This is a genomic window from Streptomyces sp. NPDC059454 (assembly GCF_042749965.1).
GTDB lineage: Bacteria > Actinomycetota > Actinomycetes > Streptomycetales > Streptomycetaceae > Streptomyces.
Genome location: NZ_JBHYVC010000025.1, coordinates 84,309 through 103,319, shown reverse-complemented (window position 1 = coordinate 103,319; position 19,011 = coordinate 84,309). Strand labels below are relative to the sequence as shown.

18 protein-coding genes are annotated in these 19,011 nt (G+C 72.7%); 8 read left to right on the top strand and 10 right to left on the bottom strand.

Translation table 11 applies throughout. The features are described from left to right. Positions 1 to 67 precede the first annotated feature (67 nt). The 3 genes from ACFXAE_RS19265 (at position 68) to ACFXAE_RS19255 (ending at position 1,214) form a co-directional block, all read left to right on the top strand. Positions 68 to 361, top strand: a complete 294-nt coding sequence (locus tag ACFXAE_RS19265) for a hypothetical protein (RefSeq protein ID WP_384715898.1) — start codon at positions 68 to 70, stop codon at positions 359 to 361. 201 nt (positions 362 to 562) lie between these two features. Next, a complete protein-coding gene (locus ACFXAE_RS19260) occupies positions 563 to 781 on the top strand; it encodes a hypothetical protein (RefSeq protein ID WP_384715895.1) in 219 nt (72 codons plus the stop codon). A 52-nt stretch (positions 782 to 833) separates the two neighbouring features. Then, complete coding sequence (locus ACFXAE_RS19255) at positions 834 to 1,214, top strand: hypothetical protein (RefSeq protein ID WP_384715892.1); 381 nt, start codon at positions 834 to 836, stop codon at positions 1,212 to 1,214. Positions 1,215 to 1,278: 64 nt separating this feature from the next. On the opposite strand, the gene pip is transcribed toward ACFXAE_RS19255, so the two are convergent. Together pip and ACFXAE_RS19245 are read right to left on the bottom strand one after the other, a co-directional pair. Then, on the bottom strand, positions 1,279 to 2,250 hold the full coding sequence (pip, locus tag ACFXAE_RS19250) for a prolyl aminopeptidase (RefSeq protein ID WP_384715889.1): 972 nt from the start codon (positions 2,248 to 2,250) through the stop codon (positions 1,279 to 1,281). 36 nt (positions 2,251 to 2,286) lie between these two features. Beyond that, positions 2,287 to 3,003 (bottom strand): uracil-DNA glycosylase, encoded by a 717-nt coding sequence (locus ACFXAE_RS19245; RefSeq protein ID WP_384715886.1) that lies wholly within the window; start codon positions 3,001 to 3,003, stop codon positions 2,287 to 2,289. A gap of 74 nt (positions 3,004 to 3,077) precedes the next feature. On the opposite strand from ACFXAE_RS19245, the gene ACFXAE_RS19240 reads away from it, so the two are divergent. Continuing rightward, entirely contained in the window at positions 3,078 to 3,716 is a 639-nt protein-coding gene (locus tag ACFXAE_RS19240) for an RNA-binding S4 domain-containing protein (protein ID WP_384715883.1), read from the top strand. Between the two features lie 15 nt (positions 3,717 to 3,731). Here ACFXAE_RS19240 and ACFXAE_RS19235 read toward each other — a convergent pair whose 3' ends face one another. After that, the gene (locus ACFXAE_RS19235; RefSeq protein WP_384715880.1) at positions 3,732 to 4,418 is read right to left on the bottom strand and encodes a class I SAM-dependent methyltransferase; all 687 of its coding nucleotides are present in this window, start codon (positions 4,416 to 4,418) and stop codon (positions 3,732 to 3,734) included. A 146-nt stretch (positions 4,419 to 4,564) separates the two neighbouring features. Here ACFXAE_RS19235 and ACFXAE_RS19230 point away from each other — a divergent pair, with 146 nt between their 5' ends. Continuing rightward, the gene (locus tag ACFXAE_RS19230) at positions 4,565 to 4,828 is read left to right on the top strand and encodes a DUF6343 family protein (RefSeq protein WP_384715910.1); all 264 of its coding nucleotides are present in this window, start codon (positions 4,565 to 4,567) and stop codon (positions 4,826 to 4,828) included. A gap of 9 nt (positions 4,829 to 4,837) precedes the next feature. On the opposite strand, the gene ACFXAE_RS19225 is transcribed toward ACFXAE_RS19230, so the two are convergent. From ACFXAE_RS19225 to rpsA, 4 genes are all read right to left on the bottom strand, one after another. Further along, entirely contained in the window at positions 4,838 to 5,218 is a 381-nt protein-coding gene (locus tag ACFXAE_RS19225; RefSeq protein WP_217136400.1) for a tetratricopeptide repeat protein, read from the bottom strand. A 50-nt stretch (positions 5,219 to 5,268) separates the two neighbouring features. After that, the gene (gene coaE / locus ACFXAE_RS19220) at positions 5,269 to 5,880 is read right to left on the bottom strand and encodes a dephospho-CoA kinase (protein WP_384715877.1); all 612 of its coding nucleotides are present in this window, start codon (positions 5,878 to 5,880) and stop codon (positions 5,269 to 5,271) included. Positions 5,881 to 5,898: 18 nt separating this feature from the next. Continuing rightward, entirely contained in the window at positions 5,899 to 6,837 is a 939-nt protein-coding gene (locus ACFXAE_RS19215) for a PAC2 family protein (protein WP_384715874.1), read from the bottom strand. A 235-nt stretch (positions 6,838 to 7,072) separates the two neighbouring features. Next, positions 7,073 to 8,569: a 30S ribosomal protein S1 gene (gene rpsA, locus ACFXAE_RS19210; protein WP_384715871.1), complete on the bottom strand. Its 1,497-nt coding sequence runs from the start codon at positions 8,567 to 8,569 to the stop codon at positions 7,073 to 7,075. Positions 8,570 to 8,873: 304 nt separating this feature from the next. Between rpsA and ACFXAE_RS19205 the strand changes: the two genes are divergently transcribed. Continuing rightward, entirely contained in the window at positions 8,874 to 9,749 is an 876-nt protein-coding gene (locus tag ACFXAE_RS19205; protein WP_384715868.1) for a class I SAM-dependent methyltransferase, read from the top strand. Positions 9,750 to 9,753: 4 nt separating this feature from the next. Beyond that, positions 9,754 to 12,405: an ATP-dependent RNA helicase gene (locus ACFXAE_RS19200; protein WP_384715865.1), complete on the top strand. Its 2,652-nt coding sequence runs from the start codon at positions 9,754 to 9,756 to the stop codon at positions 12,403 to 12,405. A gap of 16 nt (positions 12,406 to 12,421) precedes the next feature. Here the strand turns inward: ACFXAE_RS19200 and ACFXAE_RS19195 are convergent, their stop codons facing one another. Beyond that, complete coding sequence (locus ACFXAE_RS19195; RefSeq protein ID WP_384715862.1) at positions 12,422 to 14,170, bottom strand: lytic transglycosylase domain-containing protein; 1,749 nt, start codon at positions 14,168 to 14,170, stop codon at positions 12,422 to 12,424. Between the two features lie 286 nt (positions 14,171 to 14,456). On the opposite strand from ACFXAE_RS19195, the gene ACFXAE_RS19190 reads away from it, so the two are divergent. Next, a complete protein-coding gene (locus tag ACFXAE_RS19190; RefSeq protein ID WP_384715859.1) occupies positions 14,457 to 15,311 on the top strand; it encodes a DUF4184 family protein in 855 nt (284 codons plus the stop codon). Here ACFXAE_RS19190 and ACFXAE_RS19185 read toward each other — a convergent pair. Together ACFXAE_RS19185 and polA are read right to left on the bottom strand one after the other, a co-directional pair. Then, positions 15,235 to 15,654 (bottom strand): hypothetical protein, encoded by a 420-nt coding sequence (locus ACFXAE_RS19185; RefSeq protein ID WP_384715856.1) that lies wholly within the window; start codon positions 15,652 to 15,654, stop codon positions 15,235 to 15,237. The two genes, ACFXAE_RS19190 and ACFXAE_RS19185, sit on opposite strands and share 77 nt — an antisense overlap. A gap of 429 nt (positions 15,655 to 16,083) precedes the next feature. Continuing rightward, entirely contained in the window at positions 16,084 to 18,810 is a 2,727-nt protein-coding gene (gene polA / locus ACFXAE_RS19180) for a DNA polymerase I (RefSeq protein ID WP_384715853.1), read from the bottom strand. Positions 18,811 to 19,011: the final 201 nt, after the last annotated feature.

The window sequence follows — 19,011 nt, the reverse complement described above, 5'->3', positions numbered from 1 at the left end:
GGGGGGGCGCCCCCGGCCCCGCCCCGCCCCCACCCCGCGTCAGTAACTCCTGCAGAATGGAACGCACGTGATAGCTGAGAACCAGAAGCCGGGCCTGTGGCTGCGAGGTCTGCTGACCGCCGGACTGTACGCCGTCGCGGTCGGCATGCTGGCCCTGAGCCTGCCCGCCGTGGGCGTCGAGAACACGCCGACGTCGGACCCCGACACAGCGGCCGGCGCCTTCTTCTGCCTCGTCCTGTCCACACTGTTCCTCGCCGCCACGGCCGGGGTGTCGTTCAGATGGAAGTCCGCGCGACTGCTGTGCCTCGTCCACCTGGCCCTCGTCGTGATCGTCTGGACTCAGGTCCCGAGCCCGTTCTGAGATCAGGAGGAGCACAGATGTGGCAACGCTCCCGGAGATACGAGGCCTCCTGGGAGAGCCCCGGTTCAACTGCTCGGATCCTGCACCATGGATCGCACTGGAGCAGGAACCCGGCGTCGCACTCCCATCGGACTTCCGCGAGGTCGTGGACGCCTGCGGTTCGGTATTCCTGTCGAGTCCGGTAGGGGCGGACTGGTGCCGGTGGCGACGGCCACGACGGGCGAGGCGGTCTTCCTCCGCGTCCCCGACGCTCCCTCGTCACCCTGGCGCGTCGTGGTCCAGGAGTTCGACAGTCCGGCCTGGACCCTCTACGGGATGACGTTCAGCGAGTGGTTGCCGGCTTATCCGGAAGGGCAGGACGTGACGGTGTGTTCTCACGACTTCGCGCCTGACGGCCCGTTCCACGAGCCGCTGACCTGAGAGGGACCGTTCTCGTTCCCGACCGAGCCGGCCACCGAACAAAGGGAACTCTGTGGTACAGAGCACGAACCCTCCCTACAGTGCGGCAAGTTGGCTGATCGGCTGGGTGGTGTTCCTGGCCTCCGGTTTCATGGCGTCCGTCCTGCTCGGCAACGCGTGGGCCGACTGCGACATCGGCGTCAACGCGTCGGCCGACCTCGGGGACCTGGTGATCGCGTCGACGATCATGGCGGCCGTGTCGACGTCCGTGTGGGCCCTGATGCGCCGGGTCACCGGCCGACGCCGGCTGCTGCCGTTCCTCCTGACCGTCGCCACGGGAATCGTCCTGCTCCGGCCGTTGATGGCGATATGGCACGCGCCCGACGGCTACCCCGTCAGTCACTGCCCACCGGACAAGGTGCCGCCGTGGTGGCCCGCGTGGCTTCCGGTGTGAGTCCGGCGCCGGGACGACGCAGGCAGCGGGGCGCCCGTGTCGGACGTCCGAGGGGGGACGGCGTTCACCCGCCGCGGCGCGCGTACCGGTCCGTCGCCGCCACCAGTGCGTCGTCACCGACGTCGCCCGTGTCGTGCCCGCCCTCGTCCACGATCGTCAACTCGCTGTCCGGCCAGGCGTGGTGGAGGCGCCAGACGATGCCGAGGAGGTTGCCGAAGTCGAGGCTGCCCTGGACGAGGGTGCCGGGGATGCCCTTGAGGAGGTGGGCGTCGCGCAGGACGATCCCCTCGTCGTCGTCCTCGCCGCCACCGAGGAAGTGGTCGTTGCCCCAGTAGTGGGTGACGGTACGGGCGAAGCCCATGCGGAACACCGGGTCCCGGAAGCGCGCGACCGAGCCCGGGGGCGCCGGGATCATCGCCGTCTCCCAGTCGGTCCAGGCCTTCGCGGCCCGTTCCCGGACCTGCGGGTCGGGTGACTCCAGCAGCCTGTTGTAGGCGGCGGCCAGGTTGCCGTCGCGCTCGTCGGCGGGCAGTGCGGCGAGGAAGCGTTCGTGGGCGTCGGGGAAGACGGTGCCCAGCCCTCGGGTGAAGAGGTCGACTTCCGCGTTGGAGCCGGTCGCCACGCCGGTCAGCACCAGTTCGGAGACCACACCGGGGTGCGTCTGCGCGTACCGCAGTCCGAGCACCGATCCCCACGACACGCCCCACACCAGCCACCGCTCGATGCCGAGGTGGGTGCGCAGCCGCTCCAGGTCCGCCATGAGGTGGGCGGTCGTGTTGACGCCCATGTCGGTGGCGTGGTCGCTCGCGGGCGGTGTCGAACGGCCGGCGCCGCGCTGGTCGAGCAGCACGATGCGGTAGGCGGCGGGGTCGAAGTAGCGCCGGAGGTTCGGGCCGGCGCTGGAACCCGGCCCGCCGTGCAGCACCACCGCGGGTTTGCCGCGCGGGTTGCCGCTGGTCTCCCAGTGGAGGCGGTTGCCGTCACCGACGTCGAGCATGCCGTGGTCGTACGGTTCGATCTCCGGATACCTGGCCATCGGGACACCGTAGTGCCGTCGGCGGGACGGTTCATCTCATTTTCGCGCGGGCAGTCCCGCCGCCCCGGCCGCCGTGCGCAGCACGTCCCGGAGCATCTCGGGGGTGAGCCGGCCGGTGAAGGTGTTGCGCTGGCTGACGTGGAAGCAGCCGAAGAGGTTCAGGCCGGACCCGTCGGGAGCGTCCAGGGTGACGTGGGCGCCGTGGGCGAAGGCGGGGCGGGGCCGGGGCACGGTCCAGCCGGCCTCGGCGAACGCGGGCAGCGCGGCCTGCCAGCCGAAGGCCCCCAGCACGAGCGCGGCCCGTACCGTCGGCCGCAGCAGGTGCAGCTCCCGCACCAGCCAGGGCCGGCAGGTGTCCCGCTCTTCGGGGGTGGGCTTGTTGGCGGGCGGGGCGCAGTGCACGGGCGCGGTGACGCGCACTCCGTACAGCTCCAGGCCGTCCCCGGCGTGGGTGGAGCCCGGCTGCGAGGCGAGCCCCACGTCGTACAGCGCCTGGTACAGCACGTCCCCGGAACGGTCCCCGGTGAACATCCGCCCCGTGCGGTTGCCGCCGTGGGCGGCGGGTGCCAGGCCGACGATCAGCAGCTGGGCGTCCGCCGGCCCGAATCCGGGCACCGGCCTCCCCCAGTACGTCCAGTCCGCGAACGCGGCCCGCTTGGTACGGGCGACCTCCTCACGCCAGTCGACCAGCCGGGGGCAGGCACGGCAGCCGGCGATGCGCTGGTCTAGCCGGTCGAGGCCGCTGGGGTCCATGGCTCCACGGTAGGTGCCCGGAGCGGGCGAAAACCCCGCACCGCCGGCCGGGTCCGGGAGTTAAGGTCGGGACCATGGCTTCTGAGAGTGCCGAGGACCCCAAGGTCGCCGCTGCCATGGCCGCCGCCGAGGCGGCCGGTCCGGGCAGTGGCGAGTCCGTGCGGATCGACAGCTGGATCTGGTCGGTGCGGCTGGTCAAGACGCGGTCGCTCGGCGCCGCCGCCTGCAAGGGCGGGCACGTCCGGGTCAACGGCGAGCGCGTGAAGCCCTCACACTCCCTCCGCGTCGGTGACGAGGTACGGCTGCGGGCCGAGACCCGGGAGCGGATCGTCGTCGTCAAGCGGCTGATCCGCAAGCGGGTCGGCGCCCCCGTGGCCGTCCAGTGCTACCTCGACAACTCCCCGCCGCCCCCGCCCCGCGAGGCCGTCGCCCCGGCCGGCATCCGCGACCGCGGCACGGGCCGCCCGACCAAGCGCGACCGCCGGGAGATGGAACGGCTGCGCGGGCTGGGCGGACCCGGCCCGTTCGGTGGGCACGCGGGACCGGGCGGACCGGGCAGCAGCGGTGACCCTGGCGCCGCGTCCGGCGGAACCGGCAGCCGTGGTGGGTCCGCCGGACGCGGGGCGGCCGGACATGGGACCACCGGACGTGGGACGGCCGGTGGTGGGCACAAGACCCGTGGCAGAGGGACCGGTGGTGCGGCCCGGCCGTGAAGGCGGTCCGCGCGCTCAGGTGCCGGACATCGGCACCGCCCTCACCCACACCCTGTCCTCCGTCAGGTACCGGTCCACCTTCAGGCCCGCCTCCGCCAGTGCCTCCTCGAACTGCTCCCTCGTCAGAGGGCGGGAGCGGAACGTCTGGGTCCAGGTCGCGTCCGGGAACACGTACTCCGCGTGCACCGAGTCGACGCCGTCGCCGACCGGCTCCGTCGACACGATCCGTATGGTGAAGCCGGCCGGGTCCACCCGCTCGCGCGGCACATCGGTGTGGTAGTCCTCGCCCTCCCGCTGGATCAGCACGCATCCGCCCTTCGCCAGATGCCGCACGCAGGTGCGCAGCATCCCCCGCCGCACCTCGACGTCCCCCGCGTGCACCAGGAACGACGCGAGCAGCACCACGTCGAACGTCTCGCCGAGGTCGAGCTGCTCCACGGGGCCGCATATCGTCCGTGCCCCGCGCACCCGCTCCAGCATCTCGGCGGACTCGTCCACCGCCGTGACCTCGAAGCCCCGCTCCAGCAGCGCGTGGGTCATCCGCCCGACGCCGCTGCCCAGCTCCAGGATCCGCGCCCGCGCCGGCACCGCGGCGGCGATGATGTCCGGCTCGTCCCCGACGGGCAGCCGCGCGTACAGCTCCACCGCGCAGCCGTCCGGGGTGATCGCCCCGGGACCCGTCCCCTCATAGCCCTCACGCATTTTCGGTTCCATGCCCGCCAAACGGCTCGCGTCCGCACGTTCGTTCCCCCTCCTCGCCGGTTCACCCGACCGAGTGACACGTGGTCCTGGAGGCGATCCAGGGAACCCGGAAACGGGAGGCCGGGACGGACGGGGCGGTGATCGCGATGCGTACGGGCAGTGAGCCGGCGACCGCGCGCAGTGCTCTGCGGATGCGGTTCTGGTTGAGCGTGTGGGGCGTGGTCTGGACGGTGTCCGGGACGGTGGCGTTCGCGCTCGCGGGGCACCCGGGCTGGGCCCTCGTCTGCGGGCTGCTGTGGCTGGTCGTCACGGTCGACCTGGCCGTCGTCCTGCGGCACATCCGCCAGGGCCCGCACTACCAGCCGGGGCGCGATGTGCCCCCGTACCAGCCGCCGAGGAGCCACCCGTAGCGCGGGCCGTCACGCGTCGAAGCGGGCCGCCTCCAGGTACTCCGGGTTCGGGTCCAGCGCGGCCGCCAGCCGGAAGTGGCGCTTGGCCGGGTGCGGGCGGCCCTGCCGCTGGTAGGTGCGGGCGAGCGCGAAGTGGGCGAAGGCGTTGTCCGGCTCGCGCTCCAGGACGAGGGAGAACTCCAGCTCGGCGGGGCGCAGCTGGGCCGCCGCGAAGAAGGCACGGGCGCGCAGCAGGCGCGCGGCGGTGTTCTCCGGATGGACGTCTATGACACCGTCGAGCAGCTTCACCGCGCCCCTCGGGTCGCGGGAGGCGAGCAGGTGCTCGGCGGCACGGAAGTCGATGACATGCGTTTCCGGCGTACGTCCGGTCGAACCGCTGGTCTCGGGCACGGCGGAATCCTTCCCTCACTGAACGGGTTCAACGCCCCGTCCGGCACCCGCTATTCCGGGTGGGAGGTCCGCGCCCGGTGGACGAGCCCGGACCACACGTCCTCGACGCGCTGTTCCAGCTCGTCGAGGGGGACGTCGTTGTCGATGACGATGTCGGCGATCTCCCGGCGCTGCTCGCGGGTCGCCTGGGCGGCCATCCGCGCGCGGGCGTCCTCCGCCGTCATGCCGCGCCGGCCCACGAGCCGGTCGAGCTGGGTCTCGGGGCTGGCGTCGACGACGATCACGAGGTCGTAGAGGGGGGCCAGGCCGTTCTCCGTGAGGAGGGGGACATCGTGGATCACGACGGCGTCCTCGGCGGCCTCCTCCTCCAGTTCGCGGGAGCGGGCGCCCACCAGGGGGTGGACGATCGAGTTGAGGACGGCCAGTCTCTCCGGGTCGGCGAAGACGATGGAGCCCAGCTTGGGCCGGTCGAGCCTGCCGTCCGCGGTGAGGACCTCGGTACCGAAGACGTCCACGACCGCCGCCAGACCGGGCGTCCCCGGTTCGACGACCTCGCGCGCGATCCGGTCCGCGTCGATCAGCACGGCCCCGCACTCGACGAGCAGCCGCGACACCTCGCTCTTGCCGGCTCCGATACCGCCGGTCAGGCCCACTTTCAGCATGGGAAGAAGCCTAGGGCGTCAGCTGTCGCCCTCGCGCTCCGCCAGGAAGCGTTCGAACTCGCGGCCGATCTCGTCCGCCGACGGGATCTCCACCGGCTCGGCGAGCATGTTGCCCCGGGTCTCCGCGCCCGCCACCGCGTCGTACTGGTGCTCGAGGCCCTGGATGAGGGCGGTGAGTTCGTCGTCGCCCTCCTGGATCTGGCGGTCGATCTCGGTCTGGGTGCGGTGGGCGTCGGTGCGCAGCGCGTGCGCGACGCCGGGCAGGACCAGTCCCGTCGCGGCCGTGATGGCCTCCAGGGCGGTCAGTGCCGCGTCCGGGTACGGGGAACGGGCGATGTAGTGCGGCACGTGCGCGGCGACGCCCAGGACGTCGTGCCCGGCCTGCATGAGCCGGTACTCGACGAGCGCCTCGGCGCTGCCGGGCACCTGCGCCTCGTCGAAGACGCTGCCGCCCGTCGGGACGAGGTCGGCGCGGTTGCCGTGCGGGGTGAGGCCGACGGGCCGGGTGTGCGGGACGCCCATGGGGATGCCGTGGAAGTTCACCGACAGGCGTACGCCGAGCCGCTCCACGATCTGCTGGACGGCGGCGGCGAAGCGCTCCCACTCCACGTCCGGTTCGGGGCCGGAGAGCAGCAGGAAGGGCGCTCCCGTGGCGTCCTGGACGAGGCGCACCTCGATGGCGGGCACCTCGTAGTCGCTCCACCGGTCGCGGGTGAAGGTCAGCAGCGGGCGCCGGGCGCGGTAGTCGACGAGCCGGTCGTGGTCGAACCGGGCGACGACCTGGTGGGGCAGTGAGTCGAGCAGCCGGTCGACGATCTGGTCCCCGGTCTCCCCCGCGTCGATGTATCCGTCGAAGTGGTAGAGCATGACAAGTCCGGCCGATTCCTGGGCCAGCGCCATGTCGACGACGCCGAGCCCCTTCGGCTCCCATGCGTACAAACCCTGCGGATCAAGCACAGTGACCGCTCCTCCTCATGTCCGTACTGCACAACGTGACACACGGCACCGACATTCCCGGGCGGGCGACTCCCTCAGGGGCGCGGGGCCGTATCGATGCGCGGCCCCGCCGCGCGGGCGCGTCGGCTCCCACCGGCCCGCAGCGGAACCGCGACCCCGAGGGGGGCAGCACTGAGGGGCCGTACCTCGAAAGGTACGACCCCTCGGTCAACCGCTGGGGATCAGCGGAGAGCGATCAGCTCTGGCCGCCGGCCAGCTTCTCGCGCAGCGCGGCCAGCGCCTCGTCCGAAGCCAGCGCACCGGACTGGTCGCCACCCTCGGAGGAGTACGAACCGCCGCCACCGGACGCGGCCGGAGCGACGTCCTCGCCACCCTCGGCAGCGGCCTTCTCGTCCGCCTCGCGGGACTTGATGACCTGCGCCTGGTGCTGCTCGAAGCGCTGCTGCGCCTCGGCGTACTGGGTCTCCCACGCCTCGCGCTGGGTCTCGTAGCCCTCGAGCCAGTCGTTGGTCTCGGGGTCGAAGCCCTCGGGGTAGATGTAGTTGCCCTGGTCGTCGTAGGACGCGGCCATGCCGTACAGGGTCGGGTCGAACTCGACCGCCGACGGGTCGGCGCCGAAGGCCTCGTTGGCCTGCTTCAGCGAGAGGCTGATGCGACGGCGCTCGAGGTCGATGTCGATGACCTTGACGAAGATCTCGTCGTTGACCTGGACGACCTGCTCCGGGATCTCCACGTGGCGCTCGGCCAGCTCGGAGATGTGGACCAGACCCTCGATGCCCTCGTCCACGCGGACGAACGCGCCGAACGGAACCAGCTTCGTGACCTTGCCGGGCACGACCTGGCCGATCTGGTGGGTGCGGGCGAACTGCTGCCACGGGTCTTCCTGGGTCGCCTTCAGCGACAGGGAGACACGCTCGCGGTCCATGTCGACGTCGAGGACCTCGACCGTGACCTCCTGGCCGACCTCGACGACCTCGGAGGGGTGGTCGATGTGCTTCCAGGAGAGCTCGGAGACGTGCACCAGACCGTCGACGCCACCCAGGTCCACGAAGGCACCGAAGTTGACGATCGAGGAGACGACGCCGGAACGGACCTGACCCTTCTGGAGGGTCGTGAGGAACGTCTGGCGGACCTCGGACTGGGTCTGCTCCAGCCAGGCACGGCGGGACAGGACCACGTTGTTGCGGTTCTTGTCCAGCTCGATGATCTTGGCCTCGAGCTCCTTGCCCACGTAGGGCTGGAGGTCGCGGACACGACGCATCTCGACGAGAGAAGCCGGCAGGAAGCCACGGAGGCCGATGTCGAGGATGAGACCACCCTTGACGACCTCGATGACGGTACCGGTGACGATGCCGTCCTCTTCCTTGATCTTCTCGATGGTGCCCCAGGCCCGCTCGTACTGGGCACGCTTCTTCGAGAGGATCAGGCGGCCTTCCTTGTCCTCCTTCTGGAGAACAAGGGCCTCGATCTCGTCGCCGACCTTGACGACCTCGTTCGGGTCGACGTCGTGCTTGATCGAGAGCTCGCGGCTCGGGATGACACCTTCGGTCTTGTAACCGATGTCGAGCAGGACCTCGTCCCGGTCGACCTTCACGATGACGCCGTCGACGATGTCGCCGTCGTTGAAGTACTTGATCGTCTCGTCGATCGCGGCGAGGAAGGCTTCCTCGTTACCGATGTCGTTGACCGCAACCTGCGGGGTGGTGGCGGTGGTCTCGGTGCTGCTCGTCATGTGGGAAAGGGCTCCGGTACGGACATTGAGTCGTAGGTACTGCTTACGCCGGGAGCCCGTTTCGCTCTGCAGAAGCCGGACAGCCAAGGAAGCGCATCACCGTTCGCCGGTGACGACGCCTCGAGAACCGAGGGGACATACAACAGATGCGAGCGCAGCCTGCTACGTCTGAGGTGCGCAGGCTCGCAGCGCAACTTGTAGCATACGGGGGCTGCCGGACATGGTCAATGCGCGAAGCCGCCCACCCGGGGCGGATCGCCGCATAACCGGCACAACTGCGGTCTCCCGAGGCCACGCAGGGGCGGTGAGGACCCCTTCTGCGACACGCCGGGGACCGGCTGGACGGAAGAGTACGACGAGGGAGCCCATCATCCAAGAGCCCGAAGCGCCCGACCCGGAGGCGACCCGGCGGCAGGCCGGTGTCACGGAGAGCTCCCGCGCCAACCGGGGCTGGTGGGACCGCAACGCGGACGAGTACCAGATCGAGCACGGCACGTTCCTCGGCGACGACCGCTTCGTGTGGGGCCCCGAGGGGCTGGACGAGGTGGAGGCGGAGCTGCTCGGTCCGCCGGAGGAGCTGAAGGGCCGGGACGTCCTGGAACTGGGGGCCGGCGCGGCGCAGTGCTCGCGCTGGCTGGCCGCCCAGGGGGCGCGTCCGGTGGCGCTGGACATCTCGCACCGGCAGTTGCAGCACGCGCTGCGGATCGGCGGGCCGGTCCCGCTGGTGTGCGCCGACGCGGGCGCGCTGCCGTTCGCGGACGGCTCCTTCGACCTGGCCTGCTCGGCGTACGGGGCGCTGCCCTTCGTCGCCGATCCGCGGCTGGTGCTGCGCGAGGTGCGGCGGGTGCTGCGGCCCGGCGGCCGGCTGGTCTTCTCGGTCACGCATCCGATCCGCTGGGCGTTCCCCGACGAGCCCGGTCCGGAAGGACTGAGCGTGTCCGCGTCGTACTTCGACCGCACTCCCTATGTCGAGCAGGACGAGGGGGGCCGCGCGGTGTACGTGGAGCACCACAGGACGCTCGGGGACCGCGTCCGTGACGTCGTCGCCTCGGGGTTCCGGCTGGTGGATCTGGTGGAGCCGGAGTGGCCGGCCTGGAACACCGCCGAGTGGGGCGGCTGGTCGCCACTGCGCGGGAACCTGATCCCGGGGACGGCGATCTTCGTGTGCGTACGGGACTGAGTACGTGATCCGTCATGACGCCCTGGACTCCCTTCCCGTACGCGAGGCCCTGCCGGGGCTGACCGACGCGCTCGACGCGCACGGCACGGCCGTACTGGTGGCGCCGCCCGGTACCGGCAAGACGACGCTGGTGCCCCTGGCGCTGGCGGGGCTGCTCGGGGACGGGCCGGCGCGGCGGGTGGTGGTCGCCGAGCCGCGGCGGATCGCGGCCCGCGCGGCGGCACGGCGGATGGCGTGGCTGCTGGGCGAGCGGGTCGGCGAGTCGGTCGGTTTCACCGTGCGCGGGGAGCGGGCGGTGGGGCGGCACACGCGCGTGGAGGTCGTCACCACCGGTGTGCTCCTTCAGCGCCTCCAGCGCGACCAGGAGCTTTCCGGTGTGGACGCGGTGGTGCTCGACGAGTGCCACGAGCGGCATCTGGACGCGGACACGGCGGCGGCGTTCCTGTGGGACGTGCGCCAGGCGCTGCGCCCGGAACTGCGACTGGTGGCCGCGTCGGCGACGACGGACGCGGAGGGCTGGGCCCGGCTGCTGGGGGACGCGCCGGTGGTCGAGGCGCGCGGTGCCGCGTACCCGGTGGACGTGGTGTGGGCGCCGCCCGCGCGTGCGGTACGGCCGCCGCACGGGACGCGGGTCGATCCGGCGCTGCTGACGCATGTGGCGTCGGTGGTGCGGCGGGCGCTGGCGGAGCGGGAGGGGGACGTGCTGGCGTTCCTGCCGGGGGTCGGCGAGATCGCCCGGGTGGCCGGGCGGCTCGGGGACCTCGCCGGTGTCGACGTGCTCCAGGTGCACGGGCGGGCGCCGGCCGCCGTGCAGGACGCGGTGCTGTCCGCCGGGGAGCGGCGCCGGGTGGTGCTGGCGACCTCGGTCGCGGAGTCGTCGCTGACGGTTCCGGGCGTGCGGGTGGTCGTGGACTCGGGGCTGGCGCGGGAGCCGCGCGTGGACCACGCGCGGGGGCTGAGCGCGCTGACGACGGTACGGGCCTCCCGCGCGGCGGGGCGGCAGCGGGCGGGGCGGGCCGGGCGTGAGGCACCGGGGGCGGTGTACCGCTGCTGGGCGGAGGCGGAGGACGCGCGGCTGCCGCGGTTCCCCTCCCCCGAGATCAAGGTGGCCGACCTGACGGCGTTCGCGCTCCAGGCGGCCTGCTGGGGCGATCCCGACGCCTCGGGGCTGGCGTTGCTCGATCCTCCGCCGGCCGGGGCGATGGCGGCGGCCCGCTCCGTCCTGACGGCGATCGGGGCGGTGGGCCCCGACGGGCGGGCCGGCGAGCGCGGGGCGCGGCTGGCCGGCCTGGGCCTGCACCCGCGTCTGGGCCGCGCCCTGCTGGACGCGGCACCGGTGGTGGGTCCGGACCTCGCGGCCGAGGTGATCGCCCTCATCGGCGAGGAACCGCCGCGCGAGTACGGCGACGACCTCGCCGCCGCGCTGCGGGCCGCCCGGCGCGGCGGCGACGCGTACGCCGCCCGCTGGCGCAGGGAGACCGGCCGTCTGCGCCGTCTGACCTCCGACACCGCCGGCGGGACGACACGGGGCTTCCTGCCGACGCCGGAGGCCGGGTCCGAGGCCGCGCCCGTCCCGGGAGTGTTCGCACCGGGCTCCGGGCGGATGCCGGGCGGTGGGGACAGCGCTTCGGAGGGCTTGACGCCCCGCGCCCGCGCGGGGGCGGGGAGGGGACTCGCCGGTGGGGAGGACGGGCGGGTCGGGCTGGTGGCGGCGCTGGCGTTTCCGGAGCGGGTGGCCCGCGCGGAGGGCGGTTCGTATCTGATGGTGGGCGGGACACGGGCCGAGGTGGGGGCGGGGTCCCCGTTGCGGGGGGCCGGGTGGATCGCCGTTGCCGTGGCCGATCGGCCTGTGGGGCGGGGGCACGCGCGCGTGCAGCTCGGGGGCGTTGTCGACGAGGGGGTCGCGCGGGTCGCGGCGGGGGCGTTGCTGGAGCGCCGGGAGGAAGTGGGCTGGGTCGACGGGGACGTCGTCGCACGGCGGGTCGAGCGGCTCGGGGCGGTGGAGGTGGCCGTACGGCCGTACACCGGCGCCGCCCCCTCGCTCGTACGGTCCGCGCTGCTGGACGGGCTGCGGCGGGAGGGGTTCGGGCTGCTGCGGTGGCCGTCCGGGGCGGCCGTACTGCGGCAGCGGCTGGCCTTTCTGCACGGCCGGCTCGGTGAGCCGTGGCCCGATGTCTCCGACGAGGCGCTGCACACGCGCGTGGAGGAGTGGCTGGAGCCGGAGCTGAGCCGTGCCCGGCGGCGGGCCGATCTCGCGCGGATCGACGCCGGGCAGGCGCTCGCGCGGCTGCTGCCCTGGGCCTCCGGTGAGGCCGTACGGCTCGACGAGCTCGCCCCCGAGCGGATCACCGTGCCCAGTGGGTCCGGAATCCGGATCGACTACTCCGACCCGGAGCAGCCGGTGCTCGCCGTGAAGCTGCAGGAGATGTTCGGGCTCCAGGAGTCGCCGCAGGTGGCCGGGGTGCCGCTGCTGGTGCATCTGCTGTCCCCGGCCGGCCGGCCCGCCGCCGTGACCGCCGACCTCGCCTCGTTCTGGCGGGACGGCTACAAGGGCGTGCGGGCCGAACTGCGCGGGCGCTATCCCAAGCACCCGTGGCCGGAGGATCCGGCCACCGCCGAGCCGACCCGGTACACCAACGCCCGGCTCCGGCGGTGATCGGTTCCGCGTTCCGTCAGGCGGTGGGGCTCGCCGACGGGGCGGCGGACGGGTCGGCGGACGGGGCCGGGGACTCCGTCCCGGCCGCCGCCTCCACGGTCAGAGTGACCGTGACGGTCGCTCCGCCCGCGGTGGTGACGCGGAGCAGGAACGTGCCGGTGGTGTCGTCCGCGTACAGCTGAGGCAGCTTCAGCAAACCGTTCGCGTCCGTCGTCAGACCGCTCAGGGTGCGGACGGCCTTGCCGTCGGCACCCTTGAAGTAGGGGCCCTTGTCGTTCGCGGCCGAGTCGTCGGCCGACTTGATGAGCGTGGCGGTGGCGGCCACCTTGTCGGCGGCGGCGCCCTCGTACGTGGCCTTCAGTTCGACCGCGTCCGCGAACTCGCCGCCCGGCGTGCAGGTGAGCGCCTCTTCGCCGGTGCGGACGAGGGTATCGGCGGCGCGCTCGGTGACCGTCGCCCTGTAGGCGACGCCCTTGACCGTCCGGCCGACCACGGTGGCCCGGACGACGACGGGGCCGGTCTTCTCGCCCGCCCGGAGCTCGGGGGCCACGGCGACGCCCGATTTGTTGGTGACGACGGTGGCCACGCTCTCGCCGCCGGTGAAGGTGGTGTCGGTGTCACCGACGACGGTGAACCGGATCCGCACCTTGGCCACGGCCTTGCCGGTGTCCGTCTCGGCGCGGGCGCTGATCCGCTCGGTGAACGCGTCGCCCGCCATCGCGGTGAGCTTCGCGGTGCCGGCGTCCTCCAGGTGGTCCACCGTGTCGGTGGGGGTCTGCGGGGTGGTGGGCGGCGGGGTAGTGGTGGGCGGCGGGGTGGTGGGCGGCGGGGTGGTCGGGATGGATCCGCCCGGCTTGTTCTCGGGCTTGGGGCTGGGCTTCTGCGTCGGCGGGGCGGCCGGCGTCGACGGGGAGGGCCGTACCGGATCGTCGTCGCTGCGGTCCACGGGCAGCGTGCCGGAGCCGTCCGGGATCTCGTGGGTGCCCTTGCGGTAGTACTCCAGCCACGACATGACGGTGTTCAGATAGTCCGTCGAGTTGTTGTAGCTGAGGATCGCCCGGTCGAGGTCGCGCTGGTCGGACAGGTCCCAGTCGAAGCGGCACAGGTAGTGGCCGGCGGCGAGGGCGGCGTCGTAGATGTTGTTGGGGTCCTCACGGCCGTCGCCGTTGCCGTCGCGGCCCGCCCACTCCCAGGTGGAGGGGATGAACTGCATGGGGCCGACGGCCTGGTCGTAGGAGCTGTTGCCGTCGTAGGCACCGTTGTCGGTGTCCCTGATGAGGGCGAAGCCGTTGCCGTCGAGCTGGGGGCCGAGGATGGGCGAGAGGGTGGTGCCGTCGGCGTCGACGCGTCCGCCGCGGGCCTGGCCGGACTCCACCTTGCCGATGGCGGCGAGCAGTTGCCAGGGCAGGTTGCAGCCGGGCTTCTTCTCGCGCAGCGCGGCCTCGGCCTTCTTGTAGGCGTCGAGGACGGTCGCGGGTATGCCGGCCTCGGTCACGCCGGACAGGTCCGTTCCGGCGCTCGCGGACGGGGCGGGGTTGGGGCTGTTGAGCGGCGGCAGGTCCGTGTAGTACGGCGAGTTGCCGGTCGCCCCGGCGCCGTCGGCGGCCTCCTCGGGCGAGGGCGTGGTGTCCGAGGTGGTCCGTCTGCCCTGGTCGTCGGTGGTCACGCCGGGAGCCTGGGACGCGGCCAGGGCCGCCACCGCCGCCGCGGCCACGGCGGTGGTCGTCACTCCCTTGCGCAGCCTCCTGCCGAATTGCGCCGCCATAGAGTGAACCCCTCCCGTGGACGCCGTGGCGTCCGTCAGCCTGTGTTGTGTTCGCCCTGTTGTGACGATCTGCCCGCCCCGCCGGTTGCCCTCCTGGGGGTATCCGGCGCGACGACCCTCGCGACCCTATGACAACTTCCCTTGCTCGGACACCCGTTCATGCCCGATATTCACCGGTTGGCCACGTTCCCGCAGGGTGGGGGGCCGGTGCGGGGTGTCCCGCATACTGGGGCCTGCCGATCGGGGGGTCTGTGGTCCCGGTCAACCACTGCCACAAGGAGCCGAGTTGCCGTTCACGCTGAGCCATGCGGCGGCGGTGCTGCCCGCCGTGCGCACGGACGGGAGCGGGCGGGGCTCCCTGGTTCCCGCCGTGCTGGTCGCGGGCACCTTCGCTCCCGACATGACCTATTACGCGGCGAGTGTCCTTTCCGGGGCGATGGAGTTCGGTGACGTCACCCATGCGTTCCGGGGTGTGTTCACGGTCGACGTGCTCATCGCCTGGGCCCTGGTGGGGCTGTGGCTGCTGGTGCGCGAGCCGCTGGTGGCGCTGCTGCCACGGGCCCGGCAGGGGCGGGCGGCGGCGCTGCTGCGCTGCGGGGCGCCGCGTGCGCGGATGCGGCCGTCTCTGGTGGCGCGTTGGTACGTCTCGGCCGTGGTGGGGGCGTCGACGCATGTGGTCTGGGACGCGTTCACGCATCTCGACCGGTGGGGGACGCGGGTGTTTCCCGTGCTGGGCGAGGAGGTGGCGGGGTCGCCGCTGTACTGGTACCTGCAGTACGGCGGTTCGGCGGTGGCCGCGGTCGTCATCGCGCTGTTCGTGGCGCGGGCGCTGCGCCGGACGGACCCCCTGGCCGAGCCGGTGGGGGTTCCCCCGCTGTCCGCCGGGGACCGGTGGTGGGCCGTCGCGCTGCTCGGCGGGTGCGCGGTGGTGGGGGCGGTGCAGCGGGCCTCGCGGTGGTGGGTCCACTGGGGCTCGACCGCGAAGCCCTGGGAACTGATTCCGACGGTGTGCTTCGGTGCGGGCGCGGGGCTGGTCCTCGCGCTGCCGTTGTACGCGGTGGCCGTCAGGTGGCGGCGTCCGGCCACGGGGGTCCCTGCGGGCGCCGATACGCGGCGGTCGAGCCGTACGGGCGCACGCTGAGGGTGTCGCTCGCCGCGACGAACACGGTGACGGTGCGAACCGGGCGGGGGCGGGGCAGCAGGGTGAGCACGAGGGTGAGGTAGGCGCGGGCCAGCTCGGCCCACAGCCGCCAGGGCGGCTGCTCGCCTGCGAGGCCCACGGCGGTGGGGGTGCGGGCGGTTCTCCGGCGGCCGCCGACGATACGGCGGCCGAGGTCCGCCGTGGCGTTCCGCAGCGCGGTCGCGAGGGTGGCGGGGGCGCGGGCGGTACTTGCGGCGACCGCGAAGACCGGAACCGGCGGGAACACCGCGTGTCCGCCGGGGCGCGGGGGTGCCGCTCTGCGGTGAAGCATGCGTATACCCATGCATGGCATGGTGTCCGCCCGCCCCGGCGGAGGCTTTTCCGCGGGGGCCACGCGGGTGAAGGTTCCCTCCGGGGTGCGGCAGGGTTACGCGGCGGGCGTGCGCGGCGCCCCGCGGGGTAGGGGCGCGCCGGGCACCGCCGGGCGCCGTCGCGGTGCCCCACCGGGATTCGGCCGGCACCGCACCGTCGGACCGCACCGCACCGTCGGACCGCACCACACCGCCGGACCGCACCGCACCGCCGGACCGCACCACACCGCCGGACCGCACCGCACCGCCGGACCGCACCGCACCGTCGTGGTGCTCACCGTCGTGGGGGAACGACCTGTGGTGTTCGCCGTCGTGGCGGGAGCGGGGGCCGGGTCCCGCTCCGGGGTGGGCGGGGCCGGCGCGCTCTGCAGGGCGCCGGCCCCGCCCCTCGCTTCAGCGGGTCAGTGGGCCGCCGACTCCCAGTCGGGGCCCGCGCCCACCGAGACGCCCAGGGGGACCCTGAGCTGGACCGCGGTGGACATTTCCCGGCGGACCAGGTCCTCCACCGCCGCGCGTTCGCCGGGGGCCAGTTCCAGGACGATCTCGTCGTGGACCTGGAGGAGCATGCGGGAGCGCAGGTCCGCCTCGCGCAGCGCCCGGCCCACGTTCAGCATGGCGATCTTGACGATGTCCGCCGCCGTGCCCTGGATCGGCGCGTTCAGTGCCATGCGTTCCGCCGCCTCCCGGCGCTGGCGGTTGTCGCTGTTGAGGTCGGGCAGGTAGCGGCGGCGGCCGAAGAGCGTCGCCGTGTAGCCGGTCGCCCGAGCCTCGTCGACGACCCGGCGCAGGTAGTCCCGTACGCCGCCGAAGCGCTCGAAGTACGCGTCCATCAGGGCGCGTGCCTCCGCCGCCTCGATGTTCAGCTGCTGGGAGAGGCCGAAGGCCGACAGCCCGTACGCCAGCCCGTACGACATCGCCTTGATCTTGCGGCGCATCTCCGCGTCCACCGCGGACCGCTCGACCGAGAACACCTGCGCCGCCGCCGTGGTGTGCAGGTCCTCGCCCGAGGTGAACGCCTCGATCAGCCCGGCGTCCTCGGAGAGGTGGGCCATCACACGCAGTTCGATCTGGCTGTAGTCGGCGGTCAGGAGCGATTCGAAGCCCTCACCGACCACGAAGCCGCGGCGGATCGCGCGGCCCTCGTCCGTGCGGACCGGGATGTTCTGGAGGTTGGGGTCCGTCGAGGACAGCCGGCCCGTCGCGGCGACGGTCTGGTTGAACGTGGTGTGGATACGGCCGTCCGCGGCGATCGTCTTGATCAGGCCCTCGACGGTGACGCGCAGCTTCGCCTGCTCACGGTGGCGGAGCATGATCACCGGCAGTTCGTTGTCGGTCTGCGTGGCGAGCCAGGCCAGGGCGTCGGCGTCCGTGGTGTAGCCGGTCTTCGTCCTCTTCGTCTTCGGCAGGGCCAGCTCGCCGAAGAGGACCTCCTGGAGCTGCTTGGGCGAGCCCAGGTTGAACTCGTGCCCCGCCGCCGCGTGCGCCTCCTTCACCGCCTGCTGCACGGCCCCCGCGAACATCTGTTCCATCGCCTGGAGGTGCTCCCGGTCGGCCGCGATGCCGTGCCGCTCCATGCGGGCGAGCAGCGCGGACGTGGGCAGCTCCATGTCACGGAGCAGGTCCGCCGCGCCCACTTCCTCCAGGCGGTCCCCGAAGGCCTCGCCCAGGTCGAGGACGGCGCGGGCCTGCACCATCAGCGCCTCGGCCTGGGCGCCGTCGTCCGCGCCGAAGGCCAGCTGGCCGTCGGGCGCGGCGGCGGGCGCCAGCTCGCGGTGCAGGTACTCCAGGGACAGCGCGTCCAGGTCGAAGGAGCGACGGCCCGGCTTCACCAGGTACGCGGCGAGGGCGGTGTCCATGGTGACGCCCTCGATGGTCCAGCCGTGCTCGGCGAAGACCCGCATCGCGCCCTTGGCGTTGTGGAACACCTTGGGCCGGTCCGCGTCGGCGAGCCAGGCCGCGAACGCCCGCTCGTCGGCCTCGTCCAGCTCGGAGGGGTCGAACCAGGCGGCCGGTCCGGCGGACGTGGCCAGCGCGACCTCGGCGACCGAGCCGGTGCCGAGGGCCCAGGTGTCGACCGTGGCGACGCCGAGTGGGACGGTGCCGTGCTCGGTGAGCCAGGCGGTCAGCTCGCCGGTGCCCAGCACCGTGCCGTCCAGCTCCACGCCGGCCGCGACGACCGGGGTGGCCTCGGCCTCCTCCGCGCCCGGGTCGACGGCGAACAGCCGCTCGCGCAGCGACGGGTTCCTGATCTCCAGGGTGTCCAGGATCATCGTCACGGTCTTGCGGTCGTAGGCGGTCCGCTCCAGGTCGGACACACCCTTGGGCAGCTCGACCGCACGCTCCAGCTCGGTGAGACGGCGGTTGAGCTTGACCGCCTCCAGGTGGTCGCGCAGGTTCTGCCCGGCCTTGCCCTTGACCTCCTCGACGCGCTCGACCAGCTCGGCGAAGGAGCCGAACTGGTTGATCCACTTCGCGGCCGTCTTCTCGCCGACGCCGGGGATGCCGGGCAGGTTGTCCGACGGGTCGCCGCGCAGCGCCGCGAAGTCGGGGTACTGCGCGGGGGTCAGGCCGTACTTCTCGACGACCTTCTCCGGGGTGAACCGGGTCAGCTCGGAGACGCCCTTCGTCGGGTACAGCACCGTGGTGTGCTCGGAGACCAGCTGGAAGGAGTCCCGGTCGCCGGTGACGATCAGCACCTCGAAGCCCTCGGCCTCGGCCTGGGTGGCGAGGGTGGCGATGATGTCGTCCGCCTCGAAGCCCTCGACGGCGAAGCGGTCGGCGTGCATCGCGTCGAGCAGCTCGCCGATGAGCTCCACCTGGCCCTTGAACTCGTCCGGGGTCTTGGAGCGGTTCGCCTTGTACTCGGTGAACTCCTCCGAGCGCCATGTCTTGCGGGAGACGTCGAAGGCGACGGCGAAGTGGGTGGGGGCCTCGTCACGGAGCGTGTTGGCCAGCATCGACGCGAAGCCGTAGATCGCGTTCGTCGGCTGGCCCGTCGCGGTGGTGAAGTTCTCCACGGGCAGCGCGAAGAACGCGCGGTACGCGAGGGAGTGCCCGTCCATGAGCATCAGGCGGGGGCGGGGGCCGGCGGGGGGCTGGTCGGTCTTCTTCGATGCTGTGTCTGCCACGTGTCCGATCCTGCCACGTGGCACCGACAGTCGGGGGCGGCCGTGTGGGGTGGGGGTGAGTTCGCCCCCTCCGCCCCTTCCCGTCCCGTCCCCGGGGGCTGTGCCCCCAGCCCCTCCTTCGGCCCTGAACGGGCCTCGTCCTCGAACGCCGGACGGGCCGAAAAGACGTGGCAGGATCGGAGGTCCACCTCATACGTGTAT